Source organism: Pseudoalteromonas sp. SWXJZ94C, from assembly GCF_015864385.1.
GTDB lineage: Bacteria > Pseudomonadota > Gammaproteobacteria > Enterobacterales > Alteromonadaceae > Pseudoalteromonas.
Genome location: NZ_JADYXF010000015.1, coordinates 1 through 22,697, shown reverse-complemented (window position 1 = coordinate 22,697; position 22,697 = coordinate 1). Strand labels below are relative to the sequence as shown.

At 37.5% G+C, this 22,697-nt stretch carries 12 protein-coding genes and 1 pseudogene; 3 read left to right on the top strand and 10 right to left on the bottom strand.

The genetic code is table 11. The features are described 5' to 3' along the window. Positions 1–4: 4 nt before the first annotated feature. The 5 genes from I6F65_RS08300 to I6F65_RS08280 all read right to left on the bottom strand — a co-directional run bounded on the left by I6F65_RS08300 (position 5) and on the right by I6F65_RS08280 (position 9,686). The gene (locus I6F65_RS08300; protein ID WP_197112459.1) at positions 5–1,510 is read right to left on the bottom strand and encodes an MFS transporter; all 1,506 of its coding nucleotides are present in this window, start codon (positions 1,508–1,510) and stop codon (positions 5–7) included. Then, entirely contained in the window at positions 1,503–3,365 is a 1,863-nt protein-coding gene (locus tag I6F65_RS08295) for an alpha-amylase family protein (protein WP_197112394.1), read from the bottom strand. Before I6F65_RS08295 ends, I6F65_RS08300 begins: the two co-directional genes overlap by 8 nt. Positions 3,366–3,458: 93 nt before the next feature. Beyond that, on the bottom strand, positions 3,459–5,300 hold the full coding sequence (locus tag I6F65_RS08290; protein ID WP_197112392.1) for a glycoside hydrolase family 13 protein: 1,842 nt from the start codon (positions 5,298–5,300) through the stop codon (positions 3,459–3,461). A gap of 2 nt (positions 5,301–5,302) precedes the next feature. Next, positions 5,303–6,796 carry a tryptophan halogenase family protein gene (locus I6F65_RS08285; RefSeq protein WP_197112390.1) on the bottom strand — a complete coding sequence of 498 codons (1,494 nt, stop codon included), beginning with the start codon at positions 6,794–6,796 and terminating at the stop codon, positions 5,303–5,305. 106 nt (positions 6,797–6,902) lie between these two features. Beyond that, the gene (locus I6F65_RS08280) at positions 6,903–9,686 is read right to left on the bottom strand and encodes a TonB-dependent receptor (protein WP_197112388.1); all 2,784 of its coding nucleotides are present in this window, start codon (positions 9,684–9,686) and stop codon (positions 6,903–6,905) included. 660 nt (positions 9,687–10,346) lie between these two features. On the opposite strand from I6F65_RS08280, the gene I6F65_RS08275 reads away from it, so the two are divergent. Continuing rightward, positions 10,347–11,969 (top strand): alpha-glucosidase, encoded by a 1,623-nt coding sequence (locus I6F65_RS08275; RefSeq protein ID WP_197112386.1) that lies wholly within the window; start codon positions 10,347–10,349, stop codon positions 11,967–11,969. A 435-nt stretch (positions 11,970–12,404) separates the two neighbouring features. Here I6F65_RS08275 and I6F65_RS08270 read toward each other — a convergent pair whose 3' ends face one another. After that, positions 12,405–12,950 (bottom strand): TIGR00645 family protein, encoded by a 546-nt coding sequence (locus tag I6F65_RS08270; RefSeq protein WP_024611337.1) that lies wholly within the window; start codon positions 12,948–12,950, stop codon positions 12,405–12,407. Positions 12,951–13,191: 241 nt separating this feature from the next. On the opposite strand from I6F65_RS08270, the gene I6F65_RS08265 reads away from it, so the two are divergent. Then, positions 13,192–13,434, top strand: a complete 243-nt coding sequence (locus tag I6F65_RS08265) for a hypothetical protein (protein ID WP_024611338.1) — start codon at positions 13,192–13,194, stop codon at positions 13,432–13,434. A 136-nt stretch (positions 13,435–13,570) separates the two neighbouring features. Here the strand turns inward: I6F65_RS08265 and topA are convergent, their stop codons facing one another. Next, entirely contained in the window at positions 13,571–16,285 is a 2,715-nt protein-coding gene (gene topA, locus I6F65_RS08260) for a type I DNA topoisomerase (protein WP_166113348.1), read from the bottom strand. 259 nt (positions 16,286–16,544) lie between these two features. Continuing rightward, positions 16,545–19,562 carry a hypothetical protein gene (locus I6F65_RS08255; protein ID WP_197112384.1) on the bottom strand — a complete coding sequence of 1,006 codons (3,018 nt, stop codon included), beginning with the start codon at positions 19,560–19,562 and terminating at the stop codon, positions 16,545–16,547. 190 nt (positions 19,563–19,752) lie between these two features. Between I6F65_RS08255 and I6F65_RS08250 the strand changes: the two genes are divergently transcribed. Then, the gene (locus I6F65_RS08250; protein WP_197112382.1) at positions 19,753–21,084 is read left to right on the top strand and encodes a dicarboxylate/amino acid:cation symporter; all 1,332 of its coding nucleotides are present in this window, start codon (positions 19,753–19,755) and stop codon (positions 21,082–21,084) included. Between the two features lie 73 nt (positions 21,085–21,157). On the opposite strand, the gene sohB is transcribed toward I6F65_RS08250, so the two are convergent. Both sohB and I6F65_RS08240 read right to left on the bottom strand, forming a co-directional pair. Beyond that, the gene (gene sohB / locus I6F65_RS08245) at positions 21,158–22,174 is read right to left on the bottom strand and encodes a protease SohB (protein ID WP_166113357.1); all 1,017 of its coding nucleotides are present in this window, start codon (positions 22,172–22,174) and stop codon (positions 21,158–21,160) included. A 383-nt stretch (positions 22,175–22,557) separates the two neighbouring features. Beyond that, positions 22,558–22,697 (bottom strand): annotated as a pseudogene (locus tag I6F65_RS08240) (IS4 family transposase); the annotation flags it as partial.

Genomic DNA, 22,697 nt, shown 5'->3' with positions numbered 1-22,697 from the left:
ACTCTTAATTAGAATTTTTAACACGCATAACAGCAATTGCTGCCAACACAAAAGACGCAGCACCAATTAACAAGGCATAAATAGGCTGATTAGAAAACGCATGGCGTAAAATAAGACCTAAAATACTGGCTGCAAGTAGCTGTGGAATAACAATGAAGAAGTTAAATATGCCCATGTATACGCCCATTTTGTTACTCGGCAACGAGTTACTTAACATTGCATAAGGCAGTGACAAAATAGAGGCCCACGCAAAACCAACACCAATCATAGGAACAAGCAGCATTTGAGGAGAGCTTATAAACATAAAGCTTGCAAGCCCCAACGCACCTAATAATAAATTTAAGCAATGCGCGCCTTTTAACCCCAACAACCTAACTAAAAATGGAATACACATAGCCGCAATTGCTGCAAAACCATTATAAGCGGCAAACAAAATACCTACCCAATCAGCGCCATCATTAAACGCTTTTGACGTAGTATCGCTACTACCATAATGAAAGCTAGTCACTGCCGACGTGGTATAAATCCACATAGCAAATAAAGTAAACCAACTAAAAAATTGTACCCAAGCCAGTTGTTTCATGGCGGCTGGCATTGTAAATACATCTTGTACTACTTGGTAAAAGCCACCTTGGGTATGGTTTTTAGTTTTTAATAAACCTGCAATCCACTGCACAATACCAAAGACAAGTAAGCCACCAGCTAATAAATAAAGTTCTTTCTCAAGCGCCAAGCCCATAACAAGCGCAAGTATCGAAAAACCTAATACGATAAATACAATGCCGCCTTTATTATAATTAATATCAGCAATTTCAATTGGTTGATACTGACCTTTTTGCTCTTCAAATTTATTTAATTGCTCAGGGGTATATTCTTTTGTTGTTGCAACGCTCCATAGCACTGCCGCTAATAGAACAACGCCTCCCCAATAAAATGAATACTTAACGGAATTTGGTATCTCACCGATGACTGTGGTGTTGCTAACATCGAACCAATTAGTCATCATCCATGGTAGCGCTGACGCTAAAACAGCACCAATACCAATAAAAAAACTTTGCAAACCATAACCTGTCGCACGTTGCTTTTCTGGTAAGTTATCCCCTACGAGTGCTCTAAATGGTTCCATAGTAACGTTGATAGACGCATCCATAATCCACAACATACCAGCGGCTATCCAAAGTGTTGGCGAATGCGGCATAATAAATAGTGCAATAGTTGTTAGCACTGCACCTAAAAATAAAAATGGACGACGACGACCAAAACGTCCCCATGTTTTATCACTCCAATAACCAATTATTGGTTGCACGATTAAACCAGTTAGCGGTGCTGCAACCCATAAAATAGGAATATCGTCGACTTGCGCACCAAGGGTTTGAAAAATACGGCTCACATTACCGTTTTGAAGCGCAAAACCAAATTGAATACCTAAAAAGCCAAAGCACATATTCCATATCTGCCAAAAGTTTAGATTTGGTTTATTGCTGTTATGAGTATTATTATTGTTATTCATCATTTGCCTTCTTTGTTAATACCGCGCTACTAAGTGCATTTAGAATGAGAGTGAATGAAGCGCCATTAGCATTTTTTGTTATCCAAATATCATTATGATCCTCAAGTAAATCGTGCAAAGCATCTGTTGTATTTAATTTACTTATTTGATTTTTATTTAAAGTCACCGTTATGCTTTGCGTTTGTTCGCTGAAGTTACTAATCACAAAAATTGATTGATGACCTATTGAACGTACAAAAGCAACCACGGCTTCACTTCCTACCACGCTTAATTTATGCATATCGCCGCCAACAACAGCGGGAATGCTATTTAACGCCATAATTGATTTGTAATATTGGCGAAGGCTTGACTGTTCAGGGGTTAGATTAGCGCCATCAAATTTGCCATTATTCATCCATGCTTGATGTGCAGGTACACCAATGTAGTCAAAAATACTGGTGCGGGTTGATGAGCCAAAACCTGCATTTTCAGAGCCATCTTCACCTACTTCTTGACCAAAATATAATAGGGTTGGTGCACGACTAATAAGGTTTGAAACCACCATTGCAGGTTTACCCCAAATTGCTTTTCCTGCAAAGTCAGGGCTCGCAATACGTTGTTCGTCATGGTTCTCTAAAAAGTGCAGCATATGCTGTTCAATATCGGCAACTTGTGTGTGCGCATCAAAAATAGTCTTTGCGGGCTGCCTATTTTGCATAATTGCTTTTAACGTATCGTAAAAACCAACTTTATCGTATAGGTAGTCCATTTTACCTTGGTAAATATAGGGGCGGTACATCTGAGGGTTATAAACTTCGGCAAGTAAAAATGCATCAGGTTTTTGCATTTTTATAGATGAGTTTAAAAAACTCCAAAATTCTACAGGCACCATCTCAGCCATATCATACCTAAAGCCATCAACACCTTTTTCTAGCCAATAAAGAATGATATCTCTAAATTTATACCAACTATTAGGCAATTCTTTATTTTGCCAAAATGCATAATGAGCACGGTAATCTTGGTTTTCTAGTTCTTTAGGTAATGTCGGGAAATCATAGCTGCCATCCGGCTTTACTCCATAGTTAATTTTAACTGTTTCATACCAATCATTCATATCTGGTTTTGGAGAGCGAGCACCATTACCAGTCCATTTGGCGGGTGTTTCGTCAAAAAAACCATCTGCTAACGGATGACTGTTACCACCTAATACCTGGTAAGACGCCGATGAAGGAACCTGAAAAGACTGATCAGGTACATAATAAAAATTATTATTTTTATCATACACTTTGCTGGTATCATCTTGCTCACCAAAATCTTTAACACCTTTAGGTTTTGCAACAGAATGATAATTTCGAGCAACATGGTTTGGCACGATATCAATAACAACTTTCATACCGTGATTATGAGTACGCTCAATTAGTGCACTAAATTCATCGAGTCTATTGACAACATCTATTGCTAAATCAGGATTTACATCATAGTAATCTTTAATTGCATATGGCGAACCAGCCCGACCTTTTACAACATCGGGGTCGTCTTGTGTTATACCGTATTGAGTATAATCACCCACAAGAGCGTGGTGTAATACACCGGTGTACCAAATATGAGTTGTCCCTAGCTCTTTTATGCCTTTAAGTGCAGCATCGTTAAAGTCAGCAAATTTACCTATTCCATTTTGCTCTATCGTTCCCCAAGGCTTATTTTCAGTGTTCACATTACCAAATAGACGCGTAAAAACCTGATAAACAACAGGCTTGGTTAGCTCATTTTTCTTTGGCACAATAACGTGTGCTTGCGTTTTTTTTCCATCATCAGTACATGCATTTATTAAAAGTGCACTGCAGAGCAATAGGAGGGCATACATTGTTTTTTTCATTGTGTGTGTCATTTATATATCAGTGATAGCTTTATACTAAAGATAACAGCAGCCACCATACAGTGGCTGCATACGTATTCACGGGGTAATTCATTATTTGTTAATCACCAATACGGTAGCGCTCATTGGCTTTAGTGTGATTTTGCTTTTGAGTATGTGCATTTCGTTGCTAAGTATATTTTTAGCTTCTGCATTTATTGGTAAAACTTCATTCATGTAATCAAGGTTTTGGTTAACCGCTTCAGTATTTTTATTTAAAAATACTAAAATAACTTGCTCATCACTAAGTCGTGCATAACTATATACGCCATTTTTTGGGCTAAAGTGTATCAATTTACCATGAATGATCGCTGGGCTGGTTTTTCTAAAATTGAGTAGTGTAGACATCATGCTATGCATACTTTGCTGATCAGCTGTTAACCCTTGACCTGTAAATACATTGGCTTGCTGATTTTCAAACCCACCTAGGAAATCTATGCGTATATCCCCATGATCTTTGCTCAGTCTGTTATCGAGCAGTATCTCTGTACCGTAGTAAATTTGTGGGATCCCGCGTGTCGTCAATAGCATGGTCATTGCTATTTTTGCTTTGGCTAAGTCTTGTTTAAGTTCAGTGTAAACACGACTCATATCGTGGTTGTCAGCAAATACCATAATGTTATTTGTATCTGGGTATAAAAAGTCGTTTGCAAGAGATTGATATACTTTAATCCAGCCAGTGCTCCAGCTTTCTTGTTCATTAAGTCCCTGTATTAACGCCTCCTGCAATGAAAAATCCATAACACTCGGCAAGCTTGACGTATACCCGTTTTGGTTTACTTTCCCGCGTTGCCAGTAAGAGGCAATCGCTGGGTTTGATGTCCACTCTTCACCTACAATATTAAAGTGTGGATACTCGTTCATAATGGCTTTAGTCCAATCACTTAAAAATACATTGTCGGAATATGAATATGTATCGACTCGAATACCGCTTAGATCAGCGTATTCAATCCACCAAATAGCATTTTGAATTAAATATTCACTTAAAAGTGGCTGCCGTTGATTTAAATCAGGCATGCTTGCTACAAACCAACCATCGTTAAACTGGCGTTTATCATAATCGCTTGCGTGTGGGTCTTGGATTGTTTGACGAGCATGGCTTGTCGCATTTTTACCATTATTAAATTCACCACCAAAATTAATCCAATTTTGTGTTGGTTTATCTCTCATCCATTTGTGTCTGGAGCCAATATGATTTAGCACCATGTCCATAACAAGACCAATCCCTTGTTCTTTAGCCTTTGCAGAAAGTGACTTATAAAGTGAGTTTGAACCCATGCGCGGGTCCACTTTATAAAAGTCGGTAATAGCATAACCATGATAGGAGTAATCGGGCATATTATTTTCTAGCACAGGAGTTAACCATAACTGTGTAACGCCTAAATCCTTTAAATATGGTAACGCGTTAATAACACCCTGAATGTCACCACCATGTCGCCCCCCTTTAAATGTTGGATTTATCGCTTCCAACATACCGTTCACAGTGTCATTTTTTTTGTCACCATTAGCAAAACGATCTGGGTTAATTAAATAAAGTGTATCTGCGCTGCTAAAACCTCGACGCTCAGCACTGTGCTTTTTTCTATCCAACAAGGGAAAACTGAAATTATTATTACGACTATTAAATTTTAAAGAACCCGTTTGGGCTTTATCGCTTATGGTTACATGTAAAAATATGTAATTAGGATTTCTGGTACGCGTAATTTTGGTTAATTCAACCTCTTTATAAGGTAAAAGCTTAAACTGGGTATTTGCAATATTTGGCTCATGTAACATTAAAGTTATTGTGTTTTTTTTCATGCCCACCCACCAATTCGATGGCTCGACACTCAGTCCATAAGAAGTGCTCGATAGAGTACATAAAAACAGTAAAAGTATTTGTTTTATAAGTCTCATTATCATGCCCTTTTAATACTGCTTATAAACTCTTTGTGAGTCGAAAGTTTTTCAACGGTCGAATTTATTAAGGTTTTTAAGTTAATGAATAAATCAATTAACTGCTCTTCCGTTAGGGAGTCAACAATAGTGCAATAATCACTAGGTATTAAGCCTTGCCCAATCATCACTTGTTGCCATGCAATTTCAGCAAATAACTCATCGTTTTCGCGTATTATCTTACCGGTTTGCTTGAATAAATTAAGTTTATGGGTCAATGAGTCCGGGACACTCATTTGCATGCATTGTCGCCAAAATAGAGAATCTTCCCGCTTAGTTAGTTTGTAATGCAATATAATAAAATCGCGAATATGCTCTATTTCAGCCACACTTTGTTTATTAAATTCATCCACTAATACATCACTTATTTCATCATGCGGAAATAATTTAATGAGCCGTGTAACTGCGGTTTGAATTAAATGAATGCTTGTAGATTCCAGTGGTTCTAAAAAGCCACTCGATAAACCAATCGCAACTACATTTTTGTGCCATTGTTTGATTCGACGTCCTGTTTTGAATTTAATTAATCGAGGCTCTGTTATTGGGTCACTTGGTAAGTTATTAAGTAACAACTGCTTTGCATCATCATCAGATAAATAACGACTGCAATATACTAAGCCGTTGCCTATTCGACTTTGCAACGGAATTTGCCACTGCCAGCCTGAATTATGCGCAATTGAGCGGGTATAAGGTTTTAACTCGTCGTTTGATTTTGTTTGCACCGCAACTGCCCTGTCGCACGGTAAATAATGTGACCAATCAATAAACCCTGTATTTAGCGTTTGCCCAATTAATAGTGCGCACAACCCTGTGCAATCTATAAATAAATCCCCTGTTATTTGCTTGCTATCATCAAGTCTGATTGCTTTTACATTACCTGTTGTTGGGCATTGTGTGATATTACCTATTTTGGCATCTATATGATTTACACCGCGCTTTATAGCAAGACGTTTTAAAAACTCAGCATACAGGGTTGCATCAAAATGATACGCATAACTAATGCCTGGCAATTGTGTATTAGGAATACTGTTAATAGGGGAAAATTTATGATTTTTTGCCGCCTGATAATTTAATGAAAAATCCCAGAGTTCATCTTTACTGCCCTGTATTTGCCCTTTTAGCCAAAAATTATAGAAGTCACAAAACGGGAAGTCTTTTCCAATTGCACCAAAAGCATGCATATAACTGTGCGATGTTTTTTCCCAGTTTTCAAACTCAATACCTAGTTTAATTGTCGCGTTAGTCGCGTTTATAAACTCTTGCTCGTTAATACCTAGTGCATTATTAAGTTGCAAAATAGGAGGGATAGTCGCTTCCCCCACACCCACAGTACCAATAGCAGATGATTCTATTAATGTGATATTAATTACTTTCCCTAACACTTTATTAAGCAATGCTGCAGTTATCCAACCTGCAGTACCACCACCGGCTATTACGACGTGTTTTACTGGTTTCATATTATTATCCACGTTTTTATTAAATCGAATATGATTAATCGGTTAGGTAAAGTAACGATAAGAAAGCCCTTGTAGTAATTTACAAGAGCTTATATACACAATTTTATTAAAGCTTGTAACTAAAGCCCAATAAGTAGGTACGTCCATAATCTTGGTAATCACGAACTTGTAGAGCATTGTCTCCAGAAAGCGACGTAAATGGTTCTTCCGTTAAATTTTGTACTTGGAAGTGCACAGATAAACCTTCAAGGCTTGTAATACCAGCTTCGCTGAAATCATAACCGGCTTGAACGTCCCAAATTGTTTCACCTAAAATATCAACTTGATCAGTATTAAAACCAAGACCATACACATCGCCTTTAAACGCACTACGTTTACGCATACTCGTACGTAATTGCAGACCATGCATTTCATAGTAAACAGTTAAGCTTTGAATTTTATCTGAAAGCCCAGGTAGCTCATATTCATTGCCGTTTTGATCTTCAATATCTGACTCTATACCAGTATGACTAGCAATAATGCCGAACCCTTCAAGTGACGGGTGAAATATTTTAAAAGGTAACGCAAGCGATAACTCATAGCCCCAAAGATCCCCTCCGCCACCGTTTACTTTACCGCTACCAGTACCCGCTGAAGTTGCTGGTAACTGACCTGTTGAAGGGTCTTCAACACCCGTCATGTCAATTTCATACGTGCCGTCAAAAATCCACTGTGTTAAATCTTTATAGAAAAATGCAGTTGAGAAGTAGCCTTCATCACTAAAATAGTTTTCGTAAGTAAGGTCGTAACCTGTCGCTTCTTTCGCTTCAAGCTCTGGATTTCCCCCCGATACAGACCAGTAGTTACCATTCTCGTCTGGTGTTTGGTTATATGAAGCGTTAACTGACGCATTCATTTCATCTAACCGTGGGCGAGAAATAGTTTTAGCTGCACCAAAACGAACTGTTTGCTGATCATCAAGTGCTAATGACAAGTTTAAGCTAGGCAATACATTTGAGTAATCGTGACTAATATCTGTTGGTGATGTTAAAACTAAACCATTAACAGAACCAAACGCATTACCTTGCGACGATTGCTCACTTTGAATATAACGAACGCCTACATTACCTGTCAGCGCTAACCCATTAACTTCTGCATTTATATTTGCTTGAATAAAAGCTGAGGTAACTTCTTCTTTAACTGTCCAAGATTTAGTTGCATGGCTTGGGTTAGTAAAGCTCTCTGCGAGTAAATCGTAGTAACCGTCATCAACAAGACCATTGGTGTCATAAGCAATCATAGCGCCCATGCCAATAAAGCCTAAATCAACACTGCCATTACGGTATTGTTCAGGTACGCCAAGCATACCCGGATTGTTTAGGGAGAAACCAGATAGCGTCATAAAGTAACCTTCAGAGCTCTTAGATTTTTCACGTTCACGATACGATAAGCCAAATTCAATCGAACTTAAGTAATCATTTTCAAGTACTTTAGATGCGGCAAATTTGAGCGTTGTTAGTTCATCATCAATTGTAGGCGCGTTGATAAAACCATCTTGCGCTTGATTTTCGTACTCAGTACCCGTTATACCGTATTTATCATTAAGTGCAGAACTTGCACCCCACGAAAGCGGACCACCTAACTGAATTAAGCTATAATCACTGTAATCAAGTTCATGTGAAAATGTAGCCCCTGTATTACCGCCGTTAAATATATAACCTAAGTTATCAGCAACACCACGTGAGTCACCACGTCCTGTACCTGAATAACTCTCAATACTCCAAATTTTACGATCTACTTGTGAGTAGCTTGCATCAAATTCTATAGACCATGAATCATCAATATCATATTTAGTATTAAAGCCAAATGCAGTTAACTCAGCTTTACGTTCTTCATAATCATTACGAACAACAACACGCTGCCCTTGTGAGGTCGCGCTTGTAATAAAGCCAGATGCTTCATCAACTTCAATACTTGTAGGATCAATGACACCTTGTCCCCAAGCAAATGGGATCTCTATACCTCGAAGTATTTTTTCATCAGTGAAATCTACATATAATGCATCAAACGTCATATGTAGCTTATCGTTAGGGGCTGCTTCTAATACAAGCATTGCAGAGTCACGTTCAAGTGTGGATGAACGCACGTAAGGTTTTGCACCACCTAATATTGAATAATCATTTCCGTTATTTGTAAACTCTGGGTACCCCCATGAGTTCCAGCGTTTTTCTTGATTTGGAGAGCTCATCGTATTTAAAGCAATTGCTACACCAATGGTATCGTCAGCAAACTGATCGATATAAGAAATGGTGCCACGGAAACCATCATCGTTACCATCGGGGTTTAGTTTTTCAAAACTAGTTTGCTCATATTGGCCATTAACCTGTATAACACGCTCACCTTTACTTAAAGGTTTAACTGTTTGCATGTTAATAACACCAGCAATACCTTCAGCGTCTATATTTGCGCTTGGCGTTTTATAAACAGTTACGCCACTCATTATTTCTGATGGGTAAAGATCGAACTCAACACCACGGTTATCACTAATCGATACCTGTTCGCGACCGTTAAATGTAGTGCCACTTTCGTTTTCGCCAAAACCACGAATCGTTACTCGGCTCGCTCGACCATCAAGGCGCTGAGCTGTTAAACCAGGTAAACGCGCAATAGACTCTGCAATCGAAGAGTCTGGTAGTTTACCAATATCTTCAGCTGATATAGACTCAACAACTTGTGTAGAAAAGCGTTTAGTGTTGATTGATTCAACTACACTGCCACGAAAGCCTTTAACTTCAATAACCTCTAATTCATCTTTTTTTATTGTATCTTCTTGAGCAGCTTGTGTAGCAAAGCATGATAAGCCTGCAGCTGTTAATGCCAAAGTTAATATACTTGGTTTGAACATAGACATAATGTTTTCCCGTTACCCATATTGTGATACTCGCGATTAATGTTTGAGTGATAGCCAAACAAGGCGAGTTAATTTTGTTGTCAGGATGAATATTAACGCCTTGTTTATTTTATTAACAAATTTATGCATACGTATTCAACAGTAATAGCATGCTTTCACATTAACGTTGACATCAAAAAATTATAATTAAGCAACTGATTTTATTGCTTTTAAAATTAATTTTAACTAAGCATTAGCAACCACTGATTAAATTACTTCATTATAATATTTATAGCTCACTTGCTCATATGTAAACAAAATGAAATGAACTAACGCTACTATTTTAAATGTAAGACATTCCAAATAAACTAGATGCTTAATTGGTCAGACCATTTTGTGTAAAGCTTCAAATATATTCCCCTTTTATTACAATCTGTTATGTTCTTTTTTTAGCAATGAAATACTGAAACTTTAAATTGGTAAACTATTATCGAATTAATTAATTATCATAAAGATGTTCTAAGTATTTATTTTTAATCATTTTATTGTATTTATTTTAATGCATACGTATGCAGGCTTTTTACAGTTTCACAAGCTTCACGTATGCTTTTTGCAAATAAGGTGATTAATCCATAATCACAAGAAAATAAACAAATACGGTGTGGAATGATGGAAAAAAGCATGGTCCAAAAGCAGTGGTACAAAGGTGCGGTTATTTATCAGGTTTATCCGCGTAGCTTTCAAGATAGCAACAACGATGGTATTGGAGATTTAAAAGGGATAATTAATCGTATTGATTACATTAAAAGCTTAGGCGTTGATGCTATTTGGATTTCACCATTTTTTAAATCACCAATGAAGGATTTTGGCTACGATATTAGCGATTATCGCGATATTGACCCGTTATTTGGCGATTTAAACGATTTTGATGAGCTTATAAGCCAGGCACATGATCGTAATATTAAAATAATTATTGATCAGGTATTAAGCCATACATCTGATCAACATCAATGGTTTTTAGATAGCCGTAATAATTTAACAAACGATAAAGCTGATTGGTATGTATGGGCCGATGCTAAAGAAGATGGAACAGCTCCAAATAATTGGCTTTCTATTTTTGGTGGTGGAGCTTGGCAATGGGAGCCTCGGCGCGGGCAATACTATTTACATAATTTTTTAACCGAGCAACCAGATCTTAATTTCCACAACCGGGATGTTAGGCAAGCTGTACTTGATAATGTAGAATTTTGGCTTAAAAAAGGAGTGGATGGATTTAGACTTGACGCCATTAATTTTTGCTACCACGACGCACAACTTCGCGATAATCCGGCAAAACCAAAAGAAAAACGCCAAGGTCGAGGTTTTAGCGAAGATAACCCATATGCATTTCAGTATCATTATCACAATAATACTCAGCCAGAAAATATTGAGTTTATGCAAGATATTCGTTCATTACTTAATAAATACCCTGGTACGGTATCGTTAGGCGAAATATCATCAGAGGATTCATTAGCCACGATGGCCGAATATACGCAAGGCGGTGATAAACTTCATATGGGTTACAGTTTTGAACTTTTAACAAATGATTGCTCAAGTGAGTACATTAGAAGTACGGTTCAAACCCTAGAACAGCATATGCTTGAGGGCTGGCCGTGTTGGGCTTTTAGTAACCACGATGTAGAACGTGTGGCAAGCCGCTGGAGTGAAAACGACGAAATTAACCCTAAGCAATGTAAAATGTTAACCGCCCTACTTGCTTCTCTACGTGGCAGCGTCTGTATGTATCAAGGAGAAGAGCTAGGTCTAGGTGAAGCAAATGTTGCCTTTGATGATTTACAAGACCCATACGGAATAACTTTTTGGCCCAGCTTTAAAGGTCGTGATGGCTGTAGAACACCGATGCCTTGGGAGCAAATAGACACGCAATATGCCGGATTTAGTGAAACAAAGCCTTGGTTACCAATAGATGACGCGCATAAGCACCAATCTGTAGCACTTCAAACAACCGACAGTAATTCAATTCTGAATGCATACCGCGAGTTTATGATATGGCGAAAAAAACAACCTACATTAATCGAAGGTGATATTGAATTTATTGATACGCCAGAACCCATACTTGCTTTTTATAGAACACTTGGTGCACAAAAAATGCTTTGTATGTTTAATCTTAGCTCCCAACAATTAGTAATTAATATGGCATTATCAATTACTAAAGAACACACCGAGCTTAGCCATCACAATGCTAAATTTAGTAATAATCAAATCACTTTTGAGCCTTATGCATGCTTTTACTCGCAATGTTAATAGCTTCAATAGATTAAGGTTCCACTTTAAAATTACTAGCTAAAACTAGGGTATGTTTATCTTTCGAGGTTGAATTTTCAGCTGCTTGTATGGTATTTAGGCAAGGTAGGGAGATTCCCATTATTAGGCGATAACGCGGGATTAATACCAAACATGCTCTCCTCTTGGCCTCGACTTAAAGGGGTTGACTCTTTATTACCTACAAAAATGTAAGTAAAGTGCGTGAGCAAGACGAGGAAATTTACGGTGTTTACTTATTCGTTCATGCATGTAAGCCAATAGGATAACTCAGGGGCAGTTATCGGGCTCACTAGGTTACAAACCACATGCCGCGATAAAATCGCGCCCTAGATTGAACAAATTACATTCCTGAAAGAGCAGCACCCTCTAAAAGCCTAAGTAAATTACTTGGGCTTTTAGTTATTGTTTATAATTTTAATGACTTTGAGTTTTACTATTTAAATAGTCAGTTAACGCAAATAAAACGCCAGACATAACAAATGTAACATGGATAATAACTTTCCAAAGTAGCTCATCACTTGAAAGTGCCCCAGAGTTTATAAATACTTTTAATAACTCAACAGCTGAAATAGCCACTATAGCGCTTATCAGTTTCATTTTCAGTCCTGAAAATCCAACTTTCCCCATCCAAGATGGTTTGTCTTCGTGGTTATCCACATTAAGTTTAGAAACAAAATTTTCGTAACCACTAAATATAATAATAAGTAGCAACCCTGCTAATAATGCAGTGTCAACTAAAGTTAAAATACCAACGAGTAATTCTTGATTTGTTGCTGTAAATGTCGCGATGCCCATCAAATAAAGTTGTTTAAAAAACTTTATTAACAATAGAATAATTGCAAATAATAAACCAACAAAAAATGGAGCAAGAAGCCATCGTCCTTTAAAAATAAACGACTCTAATGCATGCTCTATTTTATTAGCTTGGCGAGGGGTTTTATTCGGTATGGGTGATGACATTGGTTCATCTTCTCGTTTAAAAAAGCGACCTTAGCTTATAAACCATTTTTACACAATAGTGTGAGAATACAGGTAAGTAAATTACTCATCTTCACGATAAAAATATTTCGTTATCTTTTATTTCAAATTCGTTTAAAAATCAGCATACCAACAGAACGGTTCTGTATTGGGCACTATTGTTTTACGCTCCAACTTAAACAGCGTAATTCGGTCGTCACAACATTTTTTTAGGAATAAACGAATGAACAAAGCATTGCTAGCATTAATCGTAGCACCTTTATTTGCAGTATCTGCAACTTATGCAGTAGCAGACGATGCAACAAACGCTTCAGCCGAAACAATAAAAGAATACACAGAAATGTGTGTTAACTGGGCTAAAGATGACGACGTAAGCAACCAAGAGCTAAATGCATATGTATTAAAGTGCGTAAATGATGAGCTTGAATCAGAAGGCTATAAAAAAGTATCTTCTGTAAAAATTTAATTATATTTGTATGTACGGCTAACAAAGCCATTGCGAAGTACATATAGAATAGATACAAAAAAACCGGAATCGACACAAGATGTGCGTTCCGGTTTTTTTATAACTTATAAAAAGTTATAAATAGGCAGTTACCTGCTTATTCATCTTCTTTTTTAGCTTTAGCTTTCGCCTTAGGTTTTGCTTTAGCGGGGGCTTTTTTAGCAGCTGCTTTCTTTTTAGGCGCCGCTTTTTTCTTCGCCTCTTCTACCCATTTACCTGCTTCATAGTGTGCAGTCCAGCCCGTTGCTTTACCGTCAACTTCAGTCATTACATATTGAGACTTATTTTTACGGCTATAACGAACAACAGCAAGGTTACCATCAGGGTCTTTTACTGGCGCGTCTGCTAAGTAATAAAACTTAGACGATATACGCTCTCTAAAACGCTTCAACTCTTCAACTTTAGGTGCACGAGTTTCACGTGATTTAGGAAAAGTATTAGCGGCTAAGAATATACCTGCAGCACCATCACGTAATACAAAATACGCATCTGATTTCTCACATTCTAATTCTGTAATGTGAACTGGATCTTCTTTTGGTGGAGCTGCTTCACCACTTTTGAGTAACTTACGAGTGTTTTTACACTCGTCGTTATTACAGCCAAAGTATTTACCAAAGCGACCAGACTTTAATTCCATATCAGCGCCACATTTATCACATTCGATAATTGGCCCATCGTAACCTTTAATTTTAAAGGTGCCCTCTTCGACAACGTGACCTTTACATGCTGGATTATTACCACATACATGTAGTTTACGCGTTTCGTCAATTAGGTAGGAATCCATTGCTGTTTCACAAATTGGACAACGCTTCATTTGCATTAATATTTCGGTTTCAACATCTTCAACATCAGCTGCAACTGCTTCGTCGCCCGATACTAAGTTCATTGTTGTCGTGCAACGCTCTTTAGGCGGCAGGTTATAACCTGTACAACCTAAAAACACACCCGTAGATGCGGTACGAATACCCATTTTACGACTACATGTAGGGCATTCAATGTCTGTTTCAACCATTTCATTAAGACGCATGCCGCCTTGATCTGGTTCGTCTTTAGCGACATTTAGTTGTGTTGAAAAATCAGCATAAAACTTATCAAGTACTTCAGTCCAAACACGCTCACCTTCGGCGATGTCATCTAAGCGACCTTCCATCTTAGCTGTAAAATCAAAGTTCATTAAATCAGTGAAGTTCTCAACTAAACGGTCAGTAACAATTTCACCCATTTTTTCGGCAAAAAAACGTCGGTTTTCTACACGCACATACCCACGGTCTTGAATGGTAGAAATAATAGATGCATACGTTGAAGGACGACCAATACCACGTTTTTCAAGCTCTTTTACTAAACTCGCTTCACTAAAGCGCGCAGGCGGCTTGGTAAAGTGTTGTTTAGGGTCTAGCTCTACAAGCGTCAATGTCTCACCTAATGTAACAGGTGGTAGTGATTGATCTTCTTCGTTCTTTTTGCGAACTGCCGGCTGAACTTTAGTCCAACCATCAAAACGAAGTACACGTCCTTTCGCTTTAAGCTGAAAGTCGTTAGCCGCAACAGTTAATGTTGTTAAATCGTATTCAGCAGGAACCATTTGACACGCTACAAACTGGCGCCAAATAAGCTCGTATAACTTTTTAGCATCCGCATCTACGCCTTCAATGTGACCAGAAAGCACGGAAACACTAGATGGGCGAATAGCTTCATGCGCCTCTTGGGCATTACCTTTAGAACTATAACTAATTGGATCTTTAGGTAAGTAATTTTCACCAAATTGCTCTGTTACATATTCGCGACACATAGCAACGGCATCTTTTGACAGATTAGTTGAGTCAGTACGCATATAAGTAATATAGCCACCTTCATACAAACGCTGAGCTAACATCATGGTTTTTTTAACGCCATAACCTAAACGCGTGCTCGCTGCTTGTTGCATGGTTGAAGTAATTAAAGGTGCACTTGGGCGACTTTTACTTGGTTTTTCTTCAACGCTTATAACTTTGTATTCTGCATTCTCAAGGCTTTTTACCGCTGCACTAGCCTGAGCTTCATTTACTGGCTTAAATGGCTTGTCAGCTTGTTTGGTTACTTCTAAGCGTAACTCTGACTCGGTATTTTTAACATCAGCATGAATATCCCAGAACTCTTCTGGGATAAAAGCTTTAATTTCGCGCTCACGTTCAACCAATAAACGCACAGCTACCGATTGAACTCGACCTGCAGAAAGTCCACGCGCTACCTTTGCCCACAGTAATGGCGATACCATAAAACCAACAACACGGTCTAAAAAGCGTCGTGTTTGTTGAGCAAACACCATATCGGTATTTAGCTCACCGGGTGTTTCGAATGCTTGCTGTATAGCATTTTTAGTAATTTCGTTGAAAACTACACGCTTATACTTTTCAGGCTCTCCACCAATGATTTCTTGAAGGTGCCAAGCTATTGCTTCCCCTTCTCTATCCAAATCCGTTGCGAGATATATTTGGTCTGCATTTTCTGCCAATTTTTGCAATTCTTGAACAACTTTTTCTTTACCTGGCAGTATTTCGTAATGCGGATCCCAGCCTTGATTAGGGTCGATACCCATTCTCGCGACTAAATTGGTATAATCTCGTTGCTTTTTATACGCTGCTTTTTCTTCAGGTTCCATTTTACGAACTTCTGCAGGCGTTTTAGTTGCCGGCACTTTGTTTTTGCTCGAACCTGAAGTAGGTAAATCTCGTACATGTCCAATACTGGACTTTACGATGAAGTCATTACCTAAATATTTATTAATTGTTTTAGCCTTAGCAGGTGACTCTACAATTACTAGCGATTTGCCCATAGTTGCCTATTTCTAACCAAATATTAAAAATGTGTTTTGCCGACATAAGCGGCGCGAATATTTATAGGTATATCTACAAACACTAGTTGTTACAAGCTTTTAATTCAAACTTTTCAGTATTTACTGAATAAACGAACAATTTTTGTTGCTAATTTAGCCAAACAAGTGTTTTTAGAATAATTGATGTGGAATATATAGAACAGAAACAAAAATGCCAACCTAAAGGTTGGCATTTTTTAAAATATTACAACAAAAAACCTTAACCATCATCTCTAATAGTTATTGTTGCAGAAGTCTGAACCCCTTTAGGCGTTTCGAATATAACGCTTAACAAACCTGTATTTGCATCGTTTGGATCTGTCTCACGACTAATCGTTAACTCCTCATAAAGAGCACGAGTAGAACTAGTTTCAAGCATAGTATAGTCACTACGCCCATCAAATTTACCATTAGCCGTCGACATAGATAACGTTGTCCCCGATGGAATTGGATTGTTATATCTATCAGAGTAATAAATACCGAATGTTAAGCTATCTAAAGCATTAGACCCAACACCTGAACTTATATCGATTAAGTTAACGTCACAAAAATCATCTGTATCAGAAGGCTCTAATCCTAAAATTAATGTTTCAGTACTGACTCCATCTTCATCTGTAGCAACGCTTATAACATCGTTACAGCTTTCTATATTTAGAGTAGAAGTATTAGGGAATTTATTAGTAAGTTCCTGTTTAGTAACCACAAAACGACTATAGACCGTACTGCCTGAGAGTATGATTTGAAATGACTCTCTAATATCAATCAAGTCTTTTGTACATAAACTTGCAAATGTTGCATTTGCTGGAGGATTAGTTGCCGCTTCTGTACACAATAGGCCATTGTACTTGCCATCAGCTAAAGTATGCATACCATTCAAGTCAATATCAAAGTTCTCTTCAAAGTGACCACCATTCGTATTTGTAGGACTACAAGGGTCAGTCAAACTGCCTTCTTGGCAAAAGCTAGCGTCTTTAGTAACGGTTGCTGTAACTGGATCATAAATACCCGCTAAACCATCATAAAACCCATTTTCATTATGATCTACAAACGCTTCAGGTAAGTCATAGCCACTGTAGTATTCATTGGTGTCAAAGCGCCCATTGCCATTTATATCAATAAATGACTCTTGGCCTTTGGCAGTAGCAAGCACCGTTACACGACCTCCTAAAGGTACACCGTTAACAACATCGTCTGCTGCGCTAAGAATCCCATTAATACAAGGTGCTGCGGTGTTGAAATACAAGTCACAATTTATTAGGTTTGTTTTAGGGTTTATGGAATCAATTTGGTTACCCCACTTAGCTTCAGTAAATGGTTTAGGATTTTGATTACGCCATTGTGCATTACATGCACCATCAACAGTATTACATTCAAGCTGTGCATTAAATGCCGTACCATCTAAAGTACCAACAGTACCACCCTCAGTAGTCAAATAAACAGCTGTTCCATCTGGCACAGGATTATTAAAGTGATCAGCTAAGTAAACTGAAATCTCATTAATATCACCAATATAGTCAAGTGCTTCAATATTAATCGTCTCTGCACCTGCAGTAAAACTGTTACCGTCAGGAAGACCTGAGCTAATCGATACTAAATCAGAAACCGTAATGACTTGCTCATCAAGTGATACTAAAGAAAGTTCCCCTACAGGACACGATACATTGTCACTTCTATCTGCTGCATCTTTTTGACACTCTAAATAAACATCTTGCCAACAAGTAACATCATCATTTTGATTTTCAGGAATTTGACTTTCAGGAATGTAACAAGCTTGTACTCGAACAGCCATTGGAACAAAGCCTGCATTTACTTGTACACGCGCTAAACCTTCAGCATCTGTAAACACACTCGAGTGCGATAAGCTTATTCCGCCATTAGTCGAACTTAAACGAAAATCCATTCTGCTACTAACAACAGATTTACCAATTTTATCTTTTAATTTAAAGGTAATTTCAGACGTTTCAGAGCGGGTTTGACCGCCAGTCCCTTTAAGTGCAATAACATTTTGTGTTGCATCTATAAATTCTATTGATTCAACTTCGGCAATTGATACCGGAATATTTATAGATTTAATAACCGGTGTACCACCCGTTAATACTGTTGCAGTAACAGTATCGCCCAATGATGCACTACAACCATCTGTACGGTATGTTGCAGTCGCTATACCGCTTATGCTTTTTGCTGTGGCATCCATTACAGATAAACCAGCTTGTGTACAATTAGAAGTAAATTCAACGTCTAAAGCTGATACAACAAGCTCAGAGTTACTGTCTAGTATTTCAACTGTAATTACAGTAGTTGCGCCTGCAGCTAAAGGCTGATACTCACCGGCGATTGGATTCCCATTAGCATCTAATACATTGAATAAACCATTGCTGATGTTAACTTGTAACTCTGCTGTAGAAATTTCAAATGCTTTTTGGCTAGATGTTAGCTTAGATGTTGCTGTAATTTCGCCAGCACCGCTGTTAGCACCAGGTTGAAGTTTAAGTATTGCAAAACCAAAGTTATCTGTTAAAGCTTTACCAGATACAGGTAATAAACTGCCTAAGTCTGTAGAAATTTCACTAATAATACCAACGAAACCATCACCAGAGCTCGTGTCTGTCACTTTAACTAGCACATCAATTAATTCGTCTGAAGAGAATTGATTAACAACAGTACAACCAGAAGCAGAGTAAGTTTGCTCAAGTGATACAAGGTTTCTGTCATTATCCCAACCATCAGCACAACCTTGGAGCAATTTAATATCTACATCCACGACAGCTTCTTCAGTTGAGGCGTCGTCACCGTTTGATATAAAACCTAGAGTTTTTATAACAGTTGAATCATCACCAATATAAGTAGCAGTGATTTCTCCTGCACCTTTAAAATCACCGCTGCTTAAACTAACAACAGCCTGCCCTGTTTCATTTGTAAGCGCAGTACCTAATTCAGGCGTTATTTTACCTGTAAATTCAGTTGTAAAAGTAACTAACTGTGACGTTAAAGGTTCACCATCGCTTGTTAGAGTTGCAGTCACAACCCCTTTATTATCTTTACTTACAGGATTCGAATCGGTAAATACCAATCCAAATTGATCAACGAGTGTAAGCTCTAAAGTAATAGAAGTACTAACATCTGTATCCGTACCTGTATCGCCGCCAATGGTGCCATCTTTTTCAATTGACCCCCCGCCGCCACAAGCTGTGAGTAAAAAACTAAGTAATGAAATACTGAGCAGTCGCGTTAAAGGCATTAACCTCTCCCTAGTGTTGTTATTATTAACCAAACGTTATTTACCTAATATTAACCTATAACTTAGTCTAAAATCTCAGTTTTTTGTTACTTTTTTCTATAAAATAATTTTAAATAAATGCTAACTTTTTCTGTATAAATATTTCCAGACTGGTAGTCTATGGAAAAATTATAAAAGCAGATTAAGGTATATGTCTAAAATTAGTTCAATGGGTTTAACTACTCGCATCATGATAGGTATGGTGCTAGGTATTTTAGTAGGCTCTATATTTCAGGCTATTTTAGCTGGTGAAGACGATTATCTAATTCCACTTGGGTTATTCTCTTTGCCAATTAAAGCCTTTTTTGTAGATGGTATTTTCCATGTAGGTGGTGAAATATTTATCAATAGTTTAAAAATGTTAGTTGTGCCGCTTGTTTTTGTTTCACTTGTTTGCGGTACATGTAGTCTTAGCGACCCAAAAAAACTAGGTCGTTTAGGTGGTAAATCTATTGGTTTGTATTTAATAACAACAGCAATTGCGATTACCGTTGCAATAAGTTTAGCGTTATTGTTTAGCCCTGGTGACGGTGTGCCATTACCTACAAACAATGTTTATGACGAAAAAGTAGCCCCTTCTCTCGCAAGTGTCATTATTGCTATGTTTCCGACTAACCCATTTGAAGCTATGGCTAAAGGAAATATGTTACAAGTAATTGTTTTTGCACTTTTATTTGGTGTAGCTATGGCGCTTAGTGGTAAAGCGGGTAATCGCATAGCTGCAGTTTTTGAAGACTTGAATACTGTAATCTTAAAGTTAGTTACTCTATTAATGAATATTGCACCGTACGGTGTGTTTTTCTTAATGGCTAAGTTATTCACTACAATTGAGATTGAATTGATTGTGAAGCTTATCCAGTATTTTTTAGTCGTTGTTGCTGCGTTATTTATCCATGCGTTTGTTAACTACAGTATTTTATTAAAAATATTTACAGGTCTAAGCCCTGTAAAGTTTTTAACTAAGATGAAGCATGCCTGTTTATTTGGTTTTAGCACATCAAGCTCCAGCGCCACTATGCCTATTACACTCGAAACAGCGACTAAAAAATTAGGTGCGAGTAATTCTGTAGCATCATTCACCATCCCTTTGGGAGCAACTATTAATATGGATGGCACCGCTATTATGCAAGGTGTTGCTACCGTATTTATTGCCCAAGTGTATGGAATTGATCTTAGTGTGACTGACTATCTGACGGTAATTTTAACAGCAACACTAGCCTCAGTAGGTACCGCAGGAGTACCGGGAGTTGGTTTAATTATGCTCGCAATGGTACTTAATCAGGTTGGTTTACCGGTTGAAGGTATCTCTATAATAATAGGTGTAGATAGACTACTTGATATGACCCGTACAGCAGTCAATATTACTGGTGATTGTATGGTTACATGTGTTGTAGCGAAGTCTGAAGGGGAATTAGATGAAACTGTATTTAACGACCCTAACGCAGCTAAAGATTTAGAAGACTACCACAAGTCACTCGACTAACTACCTTCTCTTTTTAGTTACAAAAAAACCTTGATGGTTAGCATCAAGGTTTTTTTATGTCAAAAATTAAGGGTTAAGGATTAAGCGCTTTAAACTTAGAAAGTAAACTAATACCTACTTTATTTACTCCACTGCTTAAACCAAGTGCTAATTTATCACTTAGTCCCTTTTTAACTTTGTATTTGATTTTATAAATTTGACGCTCATGTTGCTGCTCTAATAAAGCATCATCACTCGTTTTAATAATATCAACTAAACCTTTTTCAATCGCTTGAGTTGCAAACCAATGCTCACCAGTTGCTACTAAATCAATATCTAAACTAGGACGTTGACTGCTCACAAATGTTTTAAATAAGTCATGCGTTTGCTCAATTTCTTCACGAAACTTTTCGCGTGCTTTATCTGTGTTCTCACCAAATAAAGTAAGAGTTCGTTTAAACTCACCCGCAGTTATTTGTTCAAATTCCACATCGTTTTTCTTTAATATTTTATTAAAGTTAGGTATTTGAGCAATAACACCAATAGAGCCTACAATAGCAAAAGGTGCGGCTAGTATTTCATCAGCAACACACGCCATCATATAACCGCCACTTGCAGCCACTTTATCTATTGATACACTCAAAGGTATGCCAGCATTTTTAATACGCTGTAATTGAGAAGCTGCAAGACCATATCCATGCACTACACCACCGCCACTTTCTAAGCGAATGAGTACTTTATCTTTACTAGGATCTGCTATTGAAATGATAGCCGTAATTTCTTCTCTCAAGCTCTCTACTTCATGAGCATCCATACTGCCAATAAAATCAATTACATATAATCGAGATTTAGGTTCATCTTTTTCAGTTTTTTTACTTTGTGCTTTTAACTGTTTTTGATGTTCTTTGAGCTCTTTTTTACCCAAGGTACTTAGTAAAAAACTTTCTTTAATATCTTTTAATTGCTTAGATATATCGTCTATCTGTATCTCACCTTTTTTAGCTTTTGGTTTAACAGCAGCGCCTACTACTAAAATTAAAATAGTCGCTATAGCAATGACAAAAGTAAGCGTTTTAGCTAAGAACAAACCGTATTCGTATAAAAATCCCAACTGTTTTCTCCATTTATAAATTTCAGCTAATTTAGCATGCTTTATAACGCCAATCTATCTTGAAAGACACACACAGAGCACTTTCTTACTTTTAAGCGAGGCAAAAAAATTATACAAAAAATAGAGTTGAAATGAGTAAAGGATAATTTAAAAATGAATGTAAACCTATAACTTGAGGGTTGTTTTGTCTTTCGAGGTTCAATTTGTAGCAATATGTTGGGTTTTTAAATAGGTCCTGTTTATGTGGGTAGTGACTAGCGATGGGTAGTCAATAAAGATATATAAATACCCCTCTAACAACTTAAGTTTTAATTAATTTTGATTGGGTTAATTTAGACTTGGATTTGATAATAAAAAGCCACTTTACAGTTAACACCATTCAGTTAAGCATGCTTTGACTTAATGGTGTACCGAGTTTTTGAAATCCGAACGGTCCTACTTTTGGGCCGTTTTCTTTTTTCTGGAAGAATATAACGTTTCACTCGTTCTCGCATTGCCCTTAATTTCTTTGGAATTGAACCTG

Bases quoted from the DNA above. Each gene is read 5' to 3' on its own strand.
- I6F65_RS08250 (WP_197112382.1), top strand. From the start codon at position 19,753: ATGTCTAAAATTAGTTCAATGGGTTTAACTACTCGCATCATGATAGGT.
- I6F65_RS08255 (WP_197112384.1), bottom strand. From the start codon at position 19,562: ATGCCTTTAACGCGACTGCTCAGTATTTCATTACTTAGTTTTTTACTC.
- I6F65_RS08295 (WP_197112394.1), bottom strand. From the start codon at position 3,365: ATGAAAAAAACAATGTATGCCCTCCTATTGCTCTGCAGTGCACTTTTA.
- I6F65_RS08275 (WP_197112386.1), top strand. From the start codon at position 10,347: ATGGTCCAAAAGCAGTGGTACAAAGGTGCGGTTATTTATCAGGTTTAT.
- I6F65_RS08280 (WP_197112388.1), bottom strand. From the start codon at position 9,686: ATGTCTATGTTCAAACCAAGTATATTAACTTTGGCATTAACAGCTGCA.
- I6F65_RS08285 (WP_197112390.1), bottom strand. From the start codon at position 6,796: ATGAAACCAGTAAAACACGTCGTAATAGCCGGTGGTGGTACTGCAGGT.
- topA (WP_166113348.1), bottom strand. From the start codon at position 16,285: ATGGGCAAATCGCTAGTAATTGTAGAGTCACCTGCTAAGGCTAAAACA.
- I6F65_RS08270 (WP_024611337.1), bottom strand. From the start codon at position 12,950: ATGTCATCACCCATACCGAATAAAACCCCTCGCCAAGCTAATAAAATA.
- I6F65_RS08290 (WP_197112392.1), bottom strand. From the start codon at position 5,300: ATGAGACTTATAAAACAAATACTTTTACTGTTTTTATGTACTCTATCG.
- I6F65_RS08265 (WP_024611338.1), top strand. From the start codon at position 13,192: ATGAACAAAGCATTGCTAGCATTAATCGTAGCACCTTTATTTGCAGTA.
- I6F65_RS08300 (WP_197112459.1), bottom strand. From the start codon at position 1,510: ATGAATAACAATAATAATACTCATAACAGCAATAAACCAAATCTAAAC.